A 16912-nucleotide genomic window follows, 5' to 3' on the forward strand; every position below is an offset into this window, starting at 1 on the left:
GATGAGCCTCGCGCCTAGCCGTGCGTTGCGGGCGTTGCCGCCTGGGTTTGCTCGACCCGCACGGTTTCGCCGTTGCTGATCGCGTCGCCGGGATTGTTGATCACGCGGTCGGTCGCTTCGAGCCCCGTCGCGACCTCGACGTATGTGCCGAAGTCGCGGCCGATGGTGACGGTCCTGAGCTGCACCTTGTCGTCGGTGCCGACGACGGCGACGCTCACGCCATCGGGCCGGAACAGCAGCGCGCTGACGGGCACCTCCAACGCGGGATGCGCCGTCTGCAGCGCGAGATGCACCTGTGCGTATGCGCCCGGCAGCAGCGCGCCGTCGCGATTGTCGACATCGACCTCGACGCGCAGCGTGCGGCTCACGGGATCAATCGAATCGGCGCTGCGCGCGACGGTCGCATCGAACCGTCGCGCCGGATACTGCTGCGTCGTCAGATAGACCCTCGTGCCCCGCGTGACGCTGCTCGCATCGTTCTGCGGCACATCGACATACACACGCAAACGGTCGGTCTGTTCGATATGGAAAAGCTCGCCCGAGCCGGCGGCCGCGAGCCCGGGAGAGCCGCCCGCCGTCACCAGCGCGCCGACGTTCACGTTGCGCGCGGTGATCACGCCGTCGAACGGCGCCGTCACTTTCTCGTACGAAACCAGCTCGGTCAGGCGCGCGACATTGGCCTGCGCCGCCTGCCACGCTGCGAGCTTCGCCGCGCTGTCGCTCGTCTTCGCGTCGGTGTCCTGCTGCGAGACGGATTGTGTTTGCAGCATCGTCTGCCAGCGCTGCGCGGTGCTGTGCGCAAAGCCGTAGTTGGCCTTCGCCGTCGCCTCGTCGGCGCGCGCCTGAAGCAATTGCGCGTCGAGTTCCGGCGTCTGGATGTCCGCGAGCGTCTGTCCCGCTTTGACCTTCGCGCCGATGTCCGTGTACCAGTGCTCGATATAGCCGCTCGTGCGCGCGAAGATCGATGCATCCGCGTACGGCATCACGGCGCCCGGCAGCAGCAGCTCCTGCGACGCAGGCGCGCGCGTCGGCGTCACCGCTTCGACGGACAGATAACGCTGCGCTTCCGACTGTTCCGTCAGCGCCGTGCTCGCATGCAGGCGCGGCACGATGCCGATCGCGAGCAGCGCGGCGGCGACAGCCGCGAGCGCGACGGGCAGCACGAAGCGTCGGCGTGTGCGCGGATGTGCGCCGTCGATGGGAACGAGGCGGGTGCGGGTCGACGCATCGTCGTCTGTCGGCAGATTGGGCGTGGTCATGGCTTGTCCTTATTGAGCGTGTGTGGTCACGTCGGTGCGACGGGCGTCCTGTTTCGCGCGGCGCTTCGCGAGCCATGCATGCACCATTCCGAACACGACGGGCACGAACATCAGCGTCGACAGCGTGCCGACGGCAAGACCGCCAATCACCGCGCGGCCAAGCGGCGCATTCTGTTCGCCGCCGTCGCCGAGGCCGAGCGCCATCGGCAGCATGCCGATCAGCATCGCGAGGGCCGTCATCAGCACGGGACGGAAGCGGTTGAAGCCTGCATCGAGCGCGGCGGCGAGCGGCTCCATGCCGTTGGCGAGCGATTCACGCGCGGTGTTGATGACGAGAATGCTATTGGCTGTCGCAATGCCGATGCACAGGATCGTTCCCGTCAACGCAGGGACGCTGAGCGTCGTGTGCGTTGAGAACAGCATCCACGCGATGCCGGCCAGCGACCCCGGCAGGCCGCTGACGATGACGAGGGGATCGACCCACGACTGGAAATTCACGACCATCAGCAGATAGACGAGCGCAATCGCGAACACGAGACCCGCGCCGAGGCCCGCGAACGACTCGTTCATCGATTGCACCTGGCCGCGAATCACGATCGACGAACCGGGCGGCAACTGCGCGCGCGCGGCGTCGACGAGCTTCGTGACATCGGCTGCGACGCCACCCAGATCGCGTCCTTGCGTCGACGCGAAGATGTCGAGCACGGGCTGCACGTTGTAGTGCGACACGACCGCCTGTTGCGTGCTGCGCGACATCGTCCCGAGCGTGCCCAGCTGGTTCTGCGGATTGATGCTGACCTGGTTCGTCGTCAGCGGAATGTTCGCGAGCGTTTGCAGCGAGTGAATGTCGTACTGCGGCACTTCGGCCATCAACGGATAGCTGACGCCGTTCTTCGGATCGAGCCAGAAATTCGGCGTGGTCTGCGAACTTCCCGACAGCGCGATCAGCAGGTTCTGCGCGACGTCCTTTTGCGTGAGGCCTGCCTGAATCGCCTTCGTGCGATCGACGTTGACGTCGATGGTCGGCTCGTCGCCGGGCTGCTGGATGCGTGCATCGACGAGGCCGCGCACGCCGCGCATCTGCGCGAGCAGCTTGTCCGCGACGGCGCGGTTCTGCGCGAGCTTGTTGCCGACGATCTGCACGTCGATCGGCGCGGGCAGGCCGAAGTTCAGGATCTGGCTGACGATGTCGGCAGGCAGGAACGCGAACGTCACGCCGGGAAACGATTGGGTCAGCACGTTGCGCAACTGCGCGACGTATTGCGCCGTCGGCTTGTGATCGGGCTTGAGCGTCACCATGATGTCGGCATCTTCGGGGCCGATCGGGGCCGACGAGTCGTACGTCAGATTGATGCCGCTCACGGGCACGCCGATGTTGTCGAGCACGGCCGCCTGTTCGGACTTCGGAATCACCGTGCGAATCTTCGCCTCGACTTCATCGGTGATGCGCGCCGTCTGTTCGATGCGCGTGCCCGTCGGCGCGCGCAGATGCAGACGGATTTCGCCCGTATCGACGGCGGGGAAGAAGTCGCGGCCCGCGAATGCGATCAACGCGAGCGACGTAAAACACAGCACGAGATAGATCGGGATGAAGCGGCGGCGATTGGCAATCGCGCGTTGCAGCGCATCGCGATAGTGGTTGCGCAGCGCTTCGAAGCGCTGTTCGAAGCCGCGTTGAAAGCGCGCGAAGATCGCGAAGGGACCTGACGCGCCGCGTCCATTCGCTGACGGTGCGCGCATCAGGTACATCGCGAGCGTCGGAATCAGCGTGCGCGAGAAGAAGTACGACGCGCACATCGCGAATACGACGGCCTCCGCCAACGGCACGAACAGATAGCGCGCGACGCCCGACAGCAGGAACATCGGCACGAACACGATGCAGATCGAAAGCGTCGAGACGAACGTCGGCACGGCAATTTCTCCGGACCCGTTCAGGATAGCGTCGTGTAGCGGCTCCCCTTTTTCGAGGTGATGCGTGATGTTTTCGATTGCCACGGTCGCATCGTCGACGAGAATGCCGACGGCCAGCGCAAGACCGCCGAGCGTCATGATGTTGATGGTTTGCCCGAGCGTGGAGAGCGCGATCAGCGACGTGAGCACCGCGAGCGGAATCGACACGGCGATGATCAGCGTCGCGCGCCAGCTGCCGAGGAAGAGCAGGATCATCGCGGCCGTCAGGCATGCGGCGATCAGCGCTTCGCGCACGACGCCCGAAATCGCGGACTTCACGAACACTGACTGATCGGATAGCGGCGTGATGTGCAGCGCGCTCGGCAGGCCGGCGGCGATCTTCGGCAGCATCGCCTTGACCTGCTCGATGATGGTGAGCGTCGACGCGCTGCCCGTCTTTTCCACTTGCAAGAGCGCCGCGCGTTTGCCGTCGCTGCGCACGATGTTCGTCTGCGGCGCGTATCCGTCGATCACATGCGCGACGTCGCGCACATAGACCACGCTGCCGTTCACCGTCTTGATGGGCAGATCGTTGAGCGCGGCCACCGTGTTCGTGCTGCCGTTCATTTCGACGTTGTATTCGCGTGAGCCGATTTTCGCGGTGCCGCCAGGCAGAATCAGGTTTTGAGCGTTGACGGCGTTGACCACGTCGATGGGCGCGAGGCCTTTGGCTTGCAACGCTTTCGGATCGAGCTCGACCATGATCTGGCGGATCTTGCCGCCGTACGGCAGCGGCACGGCCGCGCCCTGGATCGTCGCGAGCTGCGTGCGGATGAAGCTGTTGCCGAGGTCATAGAGCGTCTGCTCGGGCAGCGTCGGACTCGACAGGCCAAGCTGCAGCACGGGCACCGTCGAAGCGTTATACGTGATGATGTTCGGCGGCAGCGTGCCCGGCGGCAGCACGCGCAGGATCGACGCGGAGTTCGACGCGGCTTCGGCGATCGCGCGGTTGATGTCTGCGCCCGGATGGAAGAACACTTTCACCACCGCGACGCCGTTCAACGATTGCGATTCGATGTGCTCGATGTCATCGACATCCGTCGTCAGCGCGCGCTCGTAGTTCGACACGATCCGATGCGCCATGTCTTCGGCGGAGAAGCCGTTGTACGTCCAGACGATGCTGACGACGGGAATGTCGATGTTCGGGAAGATGTCCGTCGGCGTGCGCAGGATCGCGAGCGGCCCAATGATGAAGAGCAGCACGGCCAGCACGATGAAGGTATAGGGCCGCCGCAGGGCCAGCTTGACGATCCACATGACGTTTCCTTGGACGATGATCTGCCGGGAGGCCCGGGCGCGGCGGACGCGCGGGGGCTTCGTGAGGTCGAAGTGTGGCGGGGGCGCACTTACCCATCGGTGACTGCCACATTACAAAATCGACATCTCGCCGCGCGGCGTAGATGACGCATTTGTCACGTGAGAGACAGGCTTAGGTCAGCGCTCATTGCACACAATGGCGTTAACCCTTTGCGAACGAGCCCGGAACCGATAAATGGCGAACTGCGCGAAATGCGGCGAAGGGCATTGGGGCCACATTCATCACGAACGTGGCGCTGGTCAATGACTCACATGCAGGTGAACCATCATGAAAGCACTGATTCAGGCAGTCCTCGTTTCGTGCGCGCTGGCTGCGCCGGCACTTGCCTTTGCCCAGGCCGAGCAGGGCGGCGAGACGCGCGCGCAGGTTCGCGACGATCTGCAGCGCGTCGAACAGGCGGGCTATCGCGCGACCAGCGACGACGCGACGTATCCGGCCGACATCCAGGCCGCGGAAGCAAAGGCAGGCGAGCAGCCGATGGAGCAGACCGCGGTGGGTGGCGTGGCGTCGAACGGTACGATGCAGACGGGCGCCCCCCGCACGGCGGACGGCCATCCGAGGACGATTTTCTTTGGAAATTGAGCGCGGTGGCGCGCTTGAGCGCTGTCGGACTGGAATCATGCCGCCGGTTCTGGTCCGGCCTCTATTCCAAACGGCGCGCGTGACTGACGGCGTGAAGCCGCGCGTCATGTGATGACACGCTGCACGCGGCAGCGCCTGGAGACGCTGGCCGGAGGCGGCGTTGTGTCCGGGTCGGCCGTCCGCCGCCACCTTCGATCCGCACGGCGATCACTTTCGTATTGATCGCGTCCCGCCGCGGCCGATCTCGCGCCTTTCCCTTTGTCGACGCACAGCTCATCGGCGATTTGCACGGCGAACGCGTTGTCGCGCTGCCCGGCGGCCGCGCCCATGTTGCGGCCGCTCGCCAGCCGCGTCGGTGCAGGAGGCGTATATTCATCCACGACCCACACAATTTCCGCATGATCGCGACGATCCGGAGACCGCGATGAACAATCGATGGTGGAAATGCGTCGTTGCAGCTTTCTGGCTAGGCGGGTTCGTGTCGATTGCGCCCGCGCAGCAGGGCGGCGGCGCTCCCGTCGTCTATGTGGCGGATTTCGAGCTCGATGCGGCCAACGTGACGCCTGACCAAAGCCGGCTGAGCAGAGCGCGTCGCCTTGCAGGCAGTCTGTCGCCGCTGCATCTGACGGAACAGGACCCGCAGAAGAAATCGCAGCAGATCGTCTCCGGGATGTCGGAGACGCTCATCGCCGATCTTCAGCATGAAGGCTTCGATGCCCGCCGTCTTCCCGCTGGCGCCGACGTGCCGGCGCAAGGGTGGCTGGTGCGCGGCGTCTTCGTGAGCGTCGACGAAGGCAATCGCGTGCGGCGCGCCGTCGTCGGCTTCGGCGCGGGACAGGGCAGGATCGAACTGGCCGTCGCGATCGATCAGCTGCCCAATCCGTCGCCGGCGCCGCTCTATCAGACAGTCGAAGGGCAATCGGACACGCATGCGCCCGGTGCGATCGTCAAGCTCAATCCGTACGTGGCGGCCGCAAGGTACGTGATGGCGGGCAACGACGAGCAGGCGAACATCAAGCAGGCCGCCCGCCAGGTGACGGATTCCGTCGTCGCGCGCGTGAAGCCGCATGCCGCGCAAGCGCCGCAGCAATGAGCAGACGGCGGCATTCCGCCAGGCAGTGGGCGCGCTTTTGAACCTGCCCTCGCGAACTTACCCGCGCGAGTGGCGCGAGGCCATCTCCTGCAGATCCAGGTCGTGCTCCATCGTGTGCAGCAGATCGTCGTGGATCAGACCGCTTCGATGCATCCGCAACAATTCAGCGCGTCCCGCGGCGATCGCGGCCAGCACGACGTCGTAGTGCGCTTTGCGCTTTTCGAGCGGAAAGGCGGCGGCATTCTGATAGTCGCGTGTCAGGCGGGCCCGGTAGCTGTACTGTTCGAGCAATCGCGGATGCAGCACGCTGCCGTCGGGCGCGTACACGAGCGGCTTGATCGCTTCCAGTTGGGCCGCTTCGAGCCGCGCCCATGCGTTGGGCTCCGTCAGATAGCTTTGCGGATGCGCATCGGTCGCCGGCTTGACGCGGCGGATCAACAGTCCGAGGGTGGCGCCTTGCAGCAGCACCGTAAAAAGAATCACGACGAATGCAGAGAAGAGGATCAGGTCGCGTCCCGGAATCGTTTCCGGCAGCGACAGCGCGATAGCCAGCGTCACGACGCCGCGCATGCCCGCCCAGCTGACGATGGTGGCCGAGCGCCAGTCGGCAGGCTCGGCGACGCGCGCCGAGACGCGATGGACGATCGCCTTGATCGACTCGATACCGAACGTCCACACGCAACGCGACACGACGACGGTGGCCACAGTCGCCATCGCGACGGGGCCGAGCAGCGTGATCGCGTTGTCGATGCCGCCGAGCCGCTGCATCACGCCGCGCAGCGACAAGCCGATCAGCACGAACACCAGCGCTTCGAATACGAATATGACGACCAGCCAGAATGCCGTGCCGCGCGTGCGCACCGTCGCCGAAAAGACCTCGTGCTGATGCCAGCCGAGCAACATGCCGCAGGTCACCGTCGCGATGACGCTCGACACGCCGAGCATTTCGCCCGCGATATAGCTGATCCATGCGGAGACCATCGAGGTCGTGATGATCAGGTAGTCGTCATCGAGCAGGCGTAACAGCCACAAGACCGCATAGCCCACGGCGCATCCCACGACGATGCCGCCGAGCGCAAGCGCGCCGAAGCTCAGCACCGCATGCGACGCGCTGAACGCTCCCGTCAGCGCCGCAGCGACGGCGAAGCGGAACAGCACGAGGCCGGCGGCGTCGTTGAGCAGGCTCTCGCCTTCGAGCAGCACCATCAGGCGGCGCGGCAGCGCGACGCGTGCGAGCACGGCCTTTGCCGCGACGGCATCCGGCGGCGAGACGACTGCGCCGAGCGCGAAGCACACGGCCCACGGCAATGACGGCGCGACGAGATGCACGACGACGCCGACGATCCATGTCGTGAACGCGACGGCGCCGATGGCGAACAGCAGAATGGGCGCGAGGTGCCGCTTGAACTCGGTCCAGACGAAGAAGTACGCGCCGTTCATCAAAAGCGGCGGGAGGAACACGATCAGCACGAGATCGGGGTCGAGCACGACGGGCGGCAGGCCGGGGGCGAACGCCATCGCGGCGCCGCCGACCAGCAACGCAGCGGCGGGCGGCAAGCGCACGCGTTTCGCAAGCAGTTCAAGCGCGATGATCGCGATCAGCGAGAGCAGCACCAGCTTGAATGCCGACACAGCAGACATGGTTCCTCCTTTTCTTGCGGGACTTATCCGCTAAAGTATGTAGTAATCCCGTGGCAAGCCGATAGAAAGGATGTGGTCCCGGGTTCGTCATGGCCGGTGGCGCGATGCCGGTGCCGCGCGGCCACGCGATGTTGAACGATCCCGCTGAATTTCGCGCGGAAGGGAAGGGCGATTACCGCTTTTCCGTTGGACGCCGGACGCCAACAAAAAGACCGTCAGAAATTTTTCACCACCATGGCACTATGCTGGGCGCCCGGCACGCGGCTCGCGCGGCCGTGGTGCTTTTCCGCGCTAGAGGAGCGCTTTCATGGATGACGATTTGCATGTCTTCAACCAGCTTCGGCCGCGCCTGCAGAAGATCGCGTATCGGATGCTGGGGTCCGTTGCCGAAGCCGAAGACATCGTGCAGGACGTCTGGCTGCGCTGGCATGCTGCGGACCGCGAGGGCATCGACAACGCCCAGGCGTGGCTCGTCTCGGTTACGACGCGAATGTCGATCGACCGCCTGCGCGCGGCGAAACTGCAGCGCGAGCACTACACGGGCATATGGCTGCCGGAACCGCAACTGACCGAGTCCCCCGCCACGCCCGAAGAGATGACCGAGCGCGCCGACGATGTCTCCGTCGCTTTTCTGATGCTGCTCGAACGGCTGACGCCGGAAGCGCGGGCGGCGTTTCTGCTGCGCGAAGTTTTCGACACGGATTACGATGACATCGCCAATGCGATCGGCAAGACGGAAGCCGCATGCCGTCAGCTGGTGAGCCGTGCGAAAGCGCAATTGCGCGACGAGCGCCCGCGCTATACGGTGTCGCGCGAGACGCATCACCGCCTGCTGGAGACGTTCGCGCGCGCGCTTCAGCTTGGCGAATTCTCCGCGATCAACGCGCTGCTTGCCGAAGACGCGATTCTGTTCGGCGACGGCGGCGGCAAGGTGCCCAGCTTCCCGAAGCCGATGGTGGGCGGACGGCGCATCGCGCAGCTCTTCTTTGCCGCGTGCCGGCGCTATCGCAGCGAGGTTCGCGTGAAGCTCGTGTTGCTCAATGGCGAGTGGGCGCTGCTGCGTTTTATCGAAGGTCAGCTCGAATCGGCGCAATCGTTCGAGACGGACGGCAACCGCATCGTCCGCATTCATGTGCAACGCAATCCCGACAAGCTCGCGCGCATCGCAGCCGCGTGCAGCATCGGGTGATTGCCGAGCCCGTCCGGCGCGCACGCGGGCGTGTGCGCGATGAGGCCCTGACCCGGTGCGCAACGGGTGATGAAGCCGTAAGTCCGCATGCACACCGATACGCCCGCCGCGAAAAAAACGGCCGGCCGTGTCACAAGCGAGGGCGCTCGTACGTCTAGTCTCGTAACGGACTCTACTTGCCTTGCGCTTTCAATGTCAGACTACTCATCACGCAGTTCCGTCACCGACGCCGAAGACCCGTTCGCAAGCAGCTTTGCGACCAGTTATGCATGCGTCGTCTCTTTTCTCGCTGTCGCCAACGAAGGCAGCTTCGCGCGCGCGGGCGATCGCCTCGGCATCGGCCGGTCGTCGGTCAGCCGCAACGTGCAGAAGCTCGAGGCCCAACTCGATGCGCGCCTTTTTTTCCGCACGACGCGCAGCACGTCGCTGACGCGCGAGGGCGAACTCTTCTACGAGAAGTGTCAGCCCGGCGTGGAGCGCATTGCGCAGGCGCTGGAAGACATGCGCGAACTGCGCCACGGGCCGCCGCGAGGCCACTTGCGCATCTGCTCGACGGCCGGTTTCGGGCGCAAGATCGTCGCGCCGTTGCTGCGCGGCTTTCGCGAGCTGTATCCCGACATCACGCTGGAGCTGATGCTGATCGACCGTCATGCGGACTTCACGGCAGACCGCATCGACGTGTCGTTTCGCGATGGACGCCTGGAAGACAGCGAAATCGTCGCGCGGCAATTGATCCCGATGCAGATGATCGTCTGCGCGTCGCCCGAATATGTACGGGCGCATGGCTTGCCGCATCAGGTCGACGAGCTGGCGAGTCATCAATGCATCAACTTCCGGATGATGTCGGGGCGCGTGCGCGAGTGGGAGTTCAAGGTGGAAGGTTTGCCGCAGCGGCGCCAGCTCACTGCGCATCACACGTTCAACGACCCGGATCTGATCCTGCAGGCAGTGCTCGACGGGCAGGGCATTGCGCAACTGCCCGCCTATGAAGCTTGCGATCTGCTTCGCAAGGGGCAGCTCGTCAGTTGTCTCACGCAATATGCGCCCGACGATGGCGGTCATTACATCTGCTATCTCAGCCGCAAGCATCTTCCCGCGCGCATTCGCGTGTTCGTTGACTACATGACGGAGAAGACGCGGGCGCTCGATCTGCAGTGCCTCACGACGATGACGCCATGCCGTGCCGCTGCGCCAGCTTCGGCTATGACGGTCGAATGACATGCCAATGCCGGGCGCGCCCTGCCGATTGGTGCTTCTGATGCAACATGGTGCGCCGCGTAATGGTATCGTCGAGATCGCAGGCCCGGAACGCGCGCGACTTGCCGACATGGTGCAGCGCTTCCTGAACGCGACTCACGATTCGCGCAAGGCCGTCGAGGACGCGCAGGCCCGCTACTTCGGCGCCAAGCTTCAGGACGACACGCTCTGCCCGGGCGCAAATCCACGCGTTGGCGCGATGAACTTCGACAAGTGGTTCGCTCAGTCGCAGTACGCGAAATGGCGGCGACGCGCGCGGCATGCATGCGGGCGGCAACGCGACACAAGCCACAATCGCACACGACAGAGATGACGCGCGCCATGACCACTTTGAACCCACCTCCGCTGACGCTGCTCGACAAGTACCACGGGCGGGACCGTCAAGCGCTGTATTCGACGACGGTCACGGTGACGGGAGGCGACGCGGCTCATGGGCGCGCGTCGGGTGTCGTGCGTTCCGACGACGGCAATCTCGCTCTTGAGCTGCGATTGCCGAAAGAGATGGGCGGACCGGGCGACGGCACCAATCCTGAACAGCTATTCGCCGCCGCCTATGCGGCCTGCTTTCATGGCGCGTTGAGTCTGCTTGCGACGCGGGCTGGTCTTTCCATGGCCGATACGTCGGTGGACGTCACCGTCGAGTTGAGCCGCGATCCCGTCGATGGCCTGTATCTCGTCACCGCGCATACGCGGATTCGCATGCCCGGCGTCGACCGCGCCGTGGCCGAGGAACTGGTGCGCAACACCGAACGCTTTTGCCCTTATACGAAGATGGCGCGGCAGGGCATCACGAATGTCGTCGTGCTCGTGCCGCCGGAGGGCGCGAGCGAATCGTGATTGCGGTGCGTGGTGTGAAGGCGTTTTTCGCTCACCGCAAATGCGCACCGTCGCGCACCGTCGCGCGCAGCGCGCGTGCATGTGCACGCTGCGCGCCGAGTGCTGCGTTGCGTACTTTACGGCTGAGCGAATACGTCCGTGCGATTGCTGAGATTGCCCGAGTTTGTTTGCACGAAGAACGGCACGAACGTCGAGCCGAACACGGCCAACCCCTGATAGTCGCCGACGAAGAAGCCCTCCGCGTTCGGCGCCGTCTTGAGGTCGAACGACCCCGCCAGATGAACTTCATTGGCGAACGTCGTTCCCTTGTTCGTCGATGTCGTTTGCCAGATATCGGTTGGTAGTGTCGTGGTGTTGCCATCCGCCAGATTGCGGAAATCGTAGTACGTCACTGCAACGGTCCCCGATGAATTGACGTTAATGCTTGGATTGAATGCCGGCCGTCCCGTGGGCGTATTGACCCGGATCGGCGCGCTCCAGGTACTGCCGCCGTCTGTTGACGTAGAGAGCGCGATCTCGTCGTAGTGCCCGCCATTGAAGCGCGAATCCTGCCAAACGACATAGAGTTGCCCCGTCTTCGGATCGATCGCGGGCTCGGGAATGATGTCTCCTGAACGCACCGCTTCGCCCGTGTTCGGATCGAACACCGATACGGTCTGCAAACCCGAGATGATTTTCGGCTTCGTCCACGTTGCGCCGTCATCGGTCGATTTGATGAACGCCACCTTGCCGGCCGCCTTCGAGAACGGCGGAGAGATCAGGTTGAAGAAGTCATAGAGCGTTCCGGTCTGCGAGTTGACCACGATCTGGTTGCCGATCGTCTGCTGCCGCGAAGGCACCGTCACGATCACGGATGGCGGACTCCATGTGTTGCCGCCATCGAGCGTCCTCGAGAACATCGATGGCCCCCGGAAGGCGGCCGTATGCCTGTTGGCGTAAGGATTGCCGTTCGGCAGTTCCAGCCGGTCCCACACTGCATAGGCGACGCCTGCCTTGACGGGATTCGCCGTCACCGATTCCTTGTCGTTGAAGAATTGCAGTGACGGTTCGTTGTTGGCTATGATGATGCTCGGCTTCCCCCATGTCAGGCCGCCGTCCTTCGAAACCGACGCGAGCACCGCATTGCTGTTGTTGGATTGATTGAAGGAGATCGACACGGCGTACGCCGTTCCATCGGGGCCGATCGATACCCACGGATCGGACGCGCGCTCGTAACCAGTCCCGCCCGCGCATGCAGAGAAAGGCAGTGCAGCTGGCGTGTTCCACGTAAAACCGCCATCGAATGACGAACGGGCAACCAGGCCGTGGGCGCCGCCGTTGTTCCACCGGTCCTGCTGCCATACGCCGATAAGGTTCGAGGGATTTTTCGGGTTCGTGGCGAGCCAAGGCTCGACTTCGGCGTTCACATAGTTCGTGCCGGGGCCGCCTATGGTGCACGTGGCAAAGAGACTGGGACCGGAAACCAGGACGGGCGCAGCCCGACTGGCTGTAATGCCTGTTGCGAGGACAACAGCGAGCGGAACACTGCTCAAAATTACAGAGGGCTTGTTGCAACGCATGGACGGCTCCTTCTCCATTGCGGCCTGTAACAGCCCACGGTAGCCTGCTGGCAGTTGCGAAAGAAGTGGAGCGCCATTGCACCCATGCCTGAGGTCTCAACGATGGCATCGTCGGCGCGCCTTCTTTCCACCTTATCCGCTCGCCATACTCACTACCGCTTCAACTGCACAGACTGCGAGCGCTGATCACCGCCAGCGCGTCGGTCGCGACTTCACTACCCAACACCAACCGGTTTCCTCGTGCGTCGGAAATTTTGCCTCGCTACGAGCGTTCCCTTTGCGATGAACCATCATTTGTCAGACGCATGGAATGACTTTAGGTCGTGGCAAAGAACGCTGCGCGAATTTTTTGTAACAAACTGAAGCGGTGAACGCTCTTATCCGTCAAGCCGCAGTGTGCGGTGGCCGGCACATCAGGCAACGTCCGCCGCTGACGTGACGCAGACGCTTCACTGGCCGTTTGGCATCTGCGGATTCAAGCGGTCCGTGCAATCGTAGTTGGGGCCGACCTGTGCCTGATGCGGTCGGCAGGAACAACGTGTCCTGGCGGCAATCGCCGCGGTCGATCGTTGCAAAGCAGTCCAGATCATTCGCTTGAGTGGACATCGATTCAAACATCGCGACGACAGGGCGATTCGGCGGGGTCGCAGTTTCAACCTTATCGGTAACATCCAGGCTGATTACCCAACGCTCAATGCGAACTTGCGACGTCCTGGTCTCGCGCTTCTGCGATTTTTAAACGAGGTGCCTCTTAAATCGGCCAGTCGGTCCTTAGCCGATAGTAGAAGGAGGTTATTCGCTATCGCCCTGTTACTCGCAAGCCATCGCTTCGCGTTATTTCCGCGTCAAGGTTGAGTAGATTCGCACATAGATCATTCTCTTCTATCTTTTCCCAGTTCGATCCGCGCGTCGCTTGGCGCGGACCGTGTCGTATCGTGTATGTCGATGCTATGTCCACGATCTCGCAATCCAATCTGATTCGGACTAACAGGCACAGCGAATGCTTCACTTGCATCGTGTCGTCGCCAACTGTGGAATCATCGCGGGAAGCCCACGGACGGCGACTCTAGCCACCCGTCCAGATCGGCCACGAAGATGGCGAGCGCTTTCATCGCTCGAAGCCTTACTATAGGCAATTGGTTTTCCGCTCCCATTGCCGTGGCGGAGCCAGAGGTCGAACACGCAGAACGGTCCCGCGGCGCATTTCGATGAGCATTCCGCAAGGGGACGGCACATGAACGTAGTGAATGGAAGGATCAGACGAAACGAGCCGAAGCGTGTTGCAGTGTCCCGCGAGGCCGAGCTTGCGCATTCGGGGGCGAGTAACCCGGATGCAGACATCGAGGCCGCACCGCCTGTGCGGGGCAGACGTCTTGCGCTTTGGGTTGCGTGGGCGAGCGCATCATTGGCTGTCGGGGTGATGGGTGTCGTCGCGTTTGGCGATCGGTTCCACTATGATCAGGCGCCCGGGATCATCGGATCCACGACGCCAGCGGAACACACGTCCTGGTCCGGTGATGTCGCGCTACCACCGTCGCCTCCCGCTCAGGGAACTGCGGTTGCCAGTGCAGAGCTCGCGCCACCTGTGTCGTCCGCTCCATCCGATCAACGCGCTGGACCTCCTCCGGATTCTGCTGCACCGCAGTCGGTTGCACGAGTGCCTGGTCAAGCAAGCTATGCCGCCAGACAGAATCGCCGCCATCCCGCGCCGCAAGCGGGAGCAATCGCGCGGCATGCGCCCCGGATCACCCGACCTATATCGCCAACGCAACAAGCGTCTTCGTCCGGTCATGTCGCGAGTTCATCGTCACCTGCTGCCCAGGGAACTGCTATTGGCAGTGCCGAGCGCACCGCGCCAGTGGCTTCCGCTTCGGTCGATCATCGCGGTGCACCTTCTCCGAAACCTGCTTCACTGAAGCTGGCTGAAGGACAGCCTGCGGTCGGTCAGGGCAGAGGTGGTTCGGGTGCGGGCGGTCCGGGTGCGGGCGTCGGCGGTGCGGGCGCAGGCAGTGCGGGCGCAGGCGGTGCGGGCGCAGGTGGTGCGGGCGCAGGTGGTGCGGGCGCAGGTGGTGCGGGCGCAGGTGGTGCGGGCGCAGGTGGTGCGGGTGCAGGCGGTGCGGGTGCAGGCGGGGCAGGCGCAGGTGGTGCGGGCGCAGGCGGTGCGGGCGCAGGCGGCGCGGGCGCAGGCGGCGCAGGCGCAGGTGGTGCGGGTGCAGGTGGTGCGGGTGCAGGCGGCGCAGGCGCAGGCGGTCACGGCGCAGGCGGTGCGGGCGCAGGTGGTGCGGGCGCAGGCGGGGCAGGCGCCGGCGGTGCGGGCTCAGGCGCAGGCGGTCACGGCGCAGGCGGAAATGGTTCAGGCGGTGCGGGTGCAGGCGGTGCGGGTGCAGGCGGTGCAGGCGCAGGTGGTCACGGCTCAGGCGGAAACGGTGCAGGCGGGAATGGCTCAGGCGGTGCGGGCGCAGGTGGTGCGGGTGCAGGCGGTGCGGGCGCAGGCGGTGCAGGCGCAGGCGGTGCGGGTGCAGGCGGTGCAGGCGCAGGTGGTCACGGCGCAGGCGGGAATGGCTCAGGCGGAAACGGCGCAGGCGGGAATGGCGCAGGCGGTGCGGGCGCAGGCGGTGCGGGCGCAGGCGGTGCAGGCGCAGGTGGTCACGGCTCAGGCGGAAACGGCTCGGGCGGTCACGGCGGCGGCGGGAATGGCGGAGGCGGGAACGGCGGAGGCGGTCACGGCGGGGGCGGGTCAAGGTAACCGGCCGCCTTGTTTTCAGCCGCCCCTTTCGCGCAAGAGACGAAGGTCATGGCGGCTACCAGACCGGTAATCCCGATTGTATGGAGATGAATCGCGGGAGCCCATGCGTATGTCCATCTCTCTAGCGGGAGCTGCGATGGCTGTGTGCAGCATGCCACGCCATTCCGGGCAACGCGGAGAGGCCAATGTCAGTTGCCGATCCCTCTCCGGTCATACGCAACCGCACTCGCATGACGGCCGCTTTCGAATGCACAGCGGCCAGTCTCGTTCCGCACCGGTCAGGCCCCGGCGCGGCTACATTACATGCTCAGCCGCTCAGTTGCTGAACTGCGCTGGTCCGCCTGGCCTGTGGGTCCTTGAGGAGGCAATAGGATGCGTAGTACTTGACGTGGTTGTCTCAATGCCAATTTCTCAAGTACTGCCGTTCACCGTCAAAGTCCCGGCCTGGCTGGCCAGATAGTCAACCATCCGCTGTGCGGCCGGCTGCAGCGCGTCAAAGCTCCTGAAACACACGACGAACCGGCGCTGAGCCCACGCGTCGGTGAGCGGGATCACCTTGATGCCACGCACTGGGCGGTAGGTCTCGGCGACCTCCACGGGCACGACACTAATGCCAAGACCAGCCGCAACCACGCGAAATGCGGCATCGAAACTCGACACGATCACGCGATACGACACGCTCTTGCCCGCGCCTGCGGCCGCGCGCTGCAGCATCGTGTGGACGGCCGTCGACGGTAGCAGACCAACGTGTTCGTACTCCAGCGTCTGATCAAAGCATAGGGACGCTTCGTTCGCGAGCGGATGATCCTGATGCACGGCCAGCGCCAGCCGGTCCTGCCGATACGGCCGGTGTTGCAAGCCCTGAAGGTCGACGTTGTCCCAACACACGCCCAAGCTCGCCGCGCCTTCGCGCAATAGCCGCACGAGATCGGATGACAGCCGTTCTTCCACATCGACCCTGATGTTCTGATTCGCGGGTTCGCGCATGAAGGACGAAATGTCGTCGGGCAATGCCTCGGCGATCGCCGACGCTGACGCGCATAGGCTGACCCGCCCCTTCAGCCCGCCACCGAACGCCGCGACGTCACTCGCGATGCGCTCCATCGTGAAGAGCACGCTGCGCGCGTGCTCGAGCAGCGCATTGCCCGCGGCAGTCGGCTCGACACCCCGCCGCGAGCGCGTGAGGAGCGGCACGCCCAGATCGCTTTCGAGTTGCGCGATGCGCTTGCTGATCGCGGAGGGTTCGATATGAGCTTCCTGCGCCGCCCGCGCCATATTGCGGTGATCGCACACGGCGACGAGCAACCGCAGCGTTTTCAGGTCGATGTCGCGCATCTGCCGTCTCCAAGGACGTAGACATTCCGGTTTGGAACTTTAGGGAAAGTGTTCAAAACTCGCCCATGCCATGCTGTTCAACCCGAAGCCTGCCAGGCACAATAAGCGCATGAAACAGACCGACCTGAACCTTGACCTGAGCAACC

The 16912-nt window shown here is 64.2% G+C and carries 11 protein-coding genes and 1 pseudogene; 7 read left to right on the plus strand and 5 right to left on the minus strand.

All coding sequences use genetic code 11. The features are described 5' to 3' along the window. Positions 1–14: 14 nt before the first annotated feature. Together J8I87_RS14680 and J8I87_RS14685 are read right to left on the minus strand one after the other, a co-directional pair. A complete protein-coding gene (locus tag J8I87_RS14680) occupies positions 15–1259 on the minus strand; it encodes an efflux RND transporter periplasmic adaptor subunit (protein WP_209932169.1) in 1245 nt (414 codons plus the stop codon). A 9-nt stretch (positions 1260–1268) separates the two neighbouring features. Continuing rightward, positions 1269–4466, minus strand: a complete 3198-nt coding sequence (locus tag J8I87_RS14685) for an efflux RND transporter permease subunit (RefSeq protein ID WP_209932170.1) — start codon at positions 4464–4466, stop codon at positions 1269–1271. Positions 4467–4794: 328 nt separating this feature from the next. On the opposite strand from J8I87_RS14685, the gene J8I87_RS14690 reads away from it, so the two are divergent. Together J8I87_RS14690 and J8I87_RS14695 are read left to right on the plus strand one after the other, a co-directional pair. Continuing rightward, positions 4795–5109, plus strand: a complete 315-nt coding sequence (locus tag J8I87_RS14690) for a DUF4148 domain-containing protein (protein ID WP_209932171.1) — start codon at positions 4795–4797, stop codon at positions 5107–5109. Between the two features lie 424 nt (positions 5110–5533). Next, complete coding sequence (locus J8I87_RS14695; protein WP_209932172.1) at positions 5534–6202, plus strand: DUF4410 domain-containing protein; 669 nt, start codon at positions 5534–5536, stop codon at positions 6200–6202. A 57-nt stretch (positions 6203–6259) separates the two neighbouring features. On the opposite strand, the gene J8I87_RS14700 is transcribed toward J8I87_RS14695, so the two are convergent. Beyond that, positions 6260–7843, minus strand: coding sequence for a Na+/H+ antiporter (locus tag J8I87_RS14700; RefSeq protein ID WP_209932173.1), 1584 nt, complete (start codon positions 7841–7843; stop codon positions 6260–6262). A 307-nt stretch (positions 7844–8150) separates the two neighbouring features. Between J8I87_RS14700 and J8I87_RS14705 the strand changes: the two genes are divergently transcribed. The 4 genes and pseudogenes from J8I87_RS14705 (at position 8151) to J8I87_RS14720 (ending at position 11126) form a co-directional block, all read left to right on the plus strand. Then, positions 8151–9032: an RNA polymerase sigma-70 factor gene (locus J8I87_RS14705; protein WP_209932174.1), complete on the plus strand. Its 882-nt coding sequence runs from the start codon at positions 8151–8153 to the stop codon at positions 9030–9032. A 192-nt stretch (positions 9033–9224) separates the two neighbouring features. Then, positions 9225–10250: a LysR family transcriptional regulator gene (locus J8I87_RS14710; RefSeq protein ID WP_209932175.1), complete on the plus strand. Its 1026-nt coding sequence runs from the start codon at positions 9225–9227 to the stop codon at positions 10248–10250. Between the two features lie 49 nt (positions 10251–10299). Continuing rightward, positions 10300–10530 (plus strand): annotated as a pseudogene (locus J8I87_RS14715) (LysR family transcriptional regulator); the annotation flags it as partial. A gap of 80 nt (positions 10531–10610) precedes the next feature. Beyond that, positions 10611–11126 carry an Ohr family peroxiredoxin gene (locus tag J8I87_RS14720; RefSeq protein ID WP_209932176.1) on the plus strand — a complete coding sequence of 172 codons (516 nt, stop codon included), beginning with the start codon at positions 10611–10613 and terminating at the stop codon, positions 11124–11126. Positions 11127–11242: 116 nt separating this feature from the next. On the opposite strand, the gene J8I87_RS14725 is transcribed toward J8I87_RS14720, so the two are convergent. Beyond that, positions 11243–12685 (minus strand): sialidase family protein, encoded by a 1443-nt coding sequence (locus tag J8I87_RS14725; RefSeq protein ID WP_209932177.1) that lies wholly within the window; start codon positions 12683–12685, stop codon positions 11243–11245. 1964 nt (positions 12686–14649) lie between these two features. Here J8I87_RS14725 and J8I87_RS45675 point away from each other — a divergent pair. Further along, positions 14650–15501 carry a hypothetical protein gene (locus J8I87_RS45675; RefSeq protein WP_209932193.1) on the plus strand — a complete coding sequence of 284 codons (852 nt, stop codon included), beginning with the start codon at positions 14650–14652 and terminating at the stop codon, positions 15499–15501. 341 nt (positions 15502–15842) lie between these two features. Here J8I87_RS45675 and J8I87_RS14735 read toward each other — a convergent pair whose 3' ends face one another. Further along, the gene (locus J8I87_RS14735; RefSeq protein WP_209932178.1) at positions 15843–16766 is read right to left on the minus strand and encodes a LysR family transcriptional regulator; all 924 of its coding nucleotides are present in this window, start codon (positions 16764–16766) and stop codon (positions 15843–15845) included. Positions 16767–16912: the final 146 nt, after the last annotated feature.

The organism is Paraburkholderia sp. LEh10 (genome assembly GCF_017814945.1).
In the GTDB taxonomy this organism is placed as follows: domain Bacteria; phylum Pseudomonadota; class Gammaproteobacteria; order Burkholderiales; family Burkholderiaceae; genus Paraburkholderia.

Bases quoted from the DNA above. Each gene is read 5' to 3' on its own strand.
- J8I87_RS14680 (WP_209932169.1), bottom strand. From the start codon at position 1,259: ATGACCACGCCCAATCTGCCGACAGACGACGATGCGTCGACCCGCACC.
- J8I87_RS14685 (WP_209932170.1), bottom strand. From the start codon at position 4,466: ATGTGGATCGTCAAGCTGGCCCTGCGGCGGCCCTATACCTTCATCGTG.
- J8I87_RS14690 (WP_209932171.1), top strand. From the start codon at position 4,795: ATGAAAGCACTGATTCAGGCAGTCCTCGTTTCGTGCGCGCTGGCTGCG.
- J8I87_RS14695 (WP_209932172.1), top strand. From the start codon at position 5,534: ATGAACAATCGATGGTGGAAATGCGTCGTTGCAGCTTTCTGGCTAGGC.
- J8I87_RS14700 (WP_209932173.1), bottom strand. From the start codon at position 7,843: ATGTCTGCTGTGTCGGCATTCAAGCTGGTGCTGCTCTCGCTGATCGCG.
- J8I87_RS14705 (WP_209932174.1), top strand. From the start codon at position 8,151: ATGGATGACGATTTGCATGTCTTCAACCAGCTTCGGCCGCGCCTGCAG.
- J8I87_RS14710 (WP_209932175.1), top strand. From the start codon at position 9,225: ATGTCAGACTACTCATCACGCAGTTCCGTCACCGACGCCGAAGACCCG.
- J8I87_RS14720 (WP_209932176.1), top strand. From the start codon at position 10,611: ATGACCACTTTGAACCCACCTCCGCTGACGCTGCTCGACAAGTACCAC.
- J8I87_RS14725 (WP_209932177.1), bottom strand. From the start codon at position 12,685: ATGCGTTGCAACAAGCCCTCTGTAATTTTGAGCAGTGTTCCGCTCGCT.
- J8I87_RS14735 (WP_209932178.1), bottom strand. From the start codon at position 16,766: ATGCGCGACATCGACCTGAAAACGCTGCGGTTGCTCGTCGCCGTGTGC.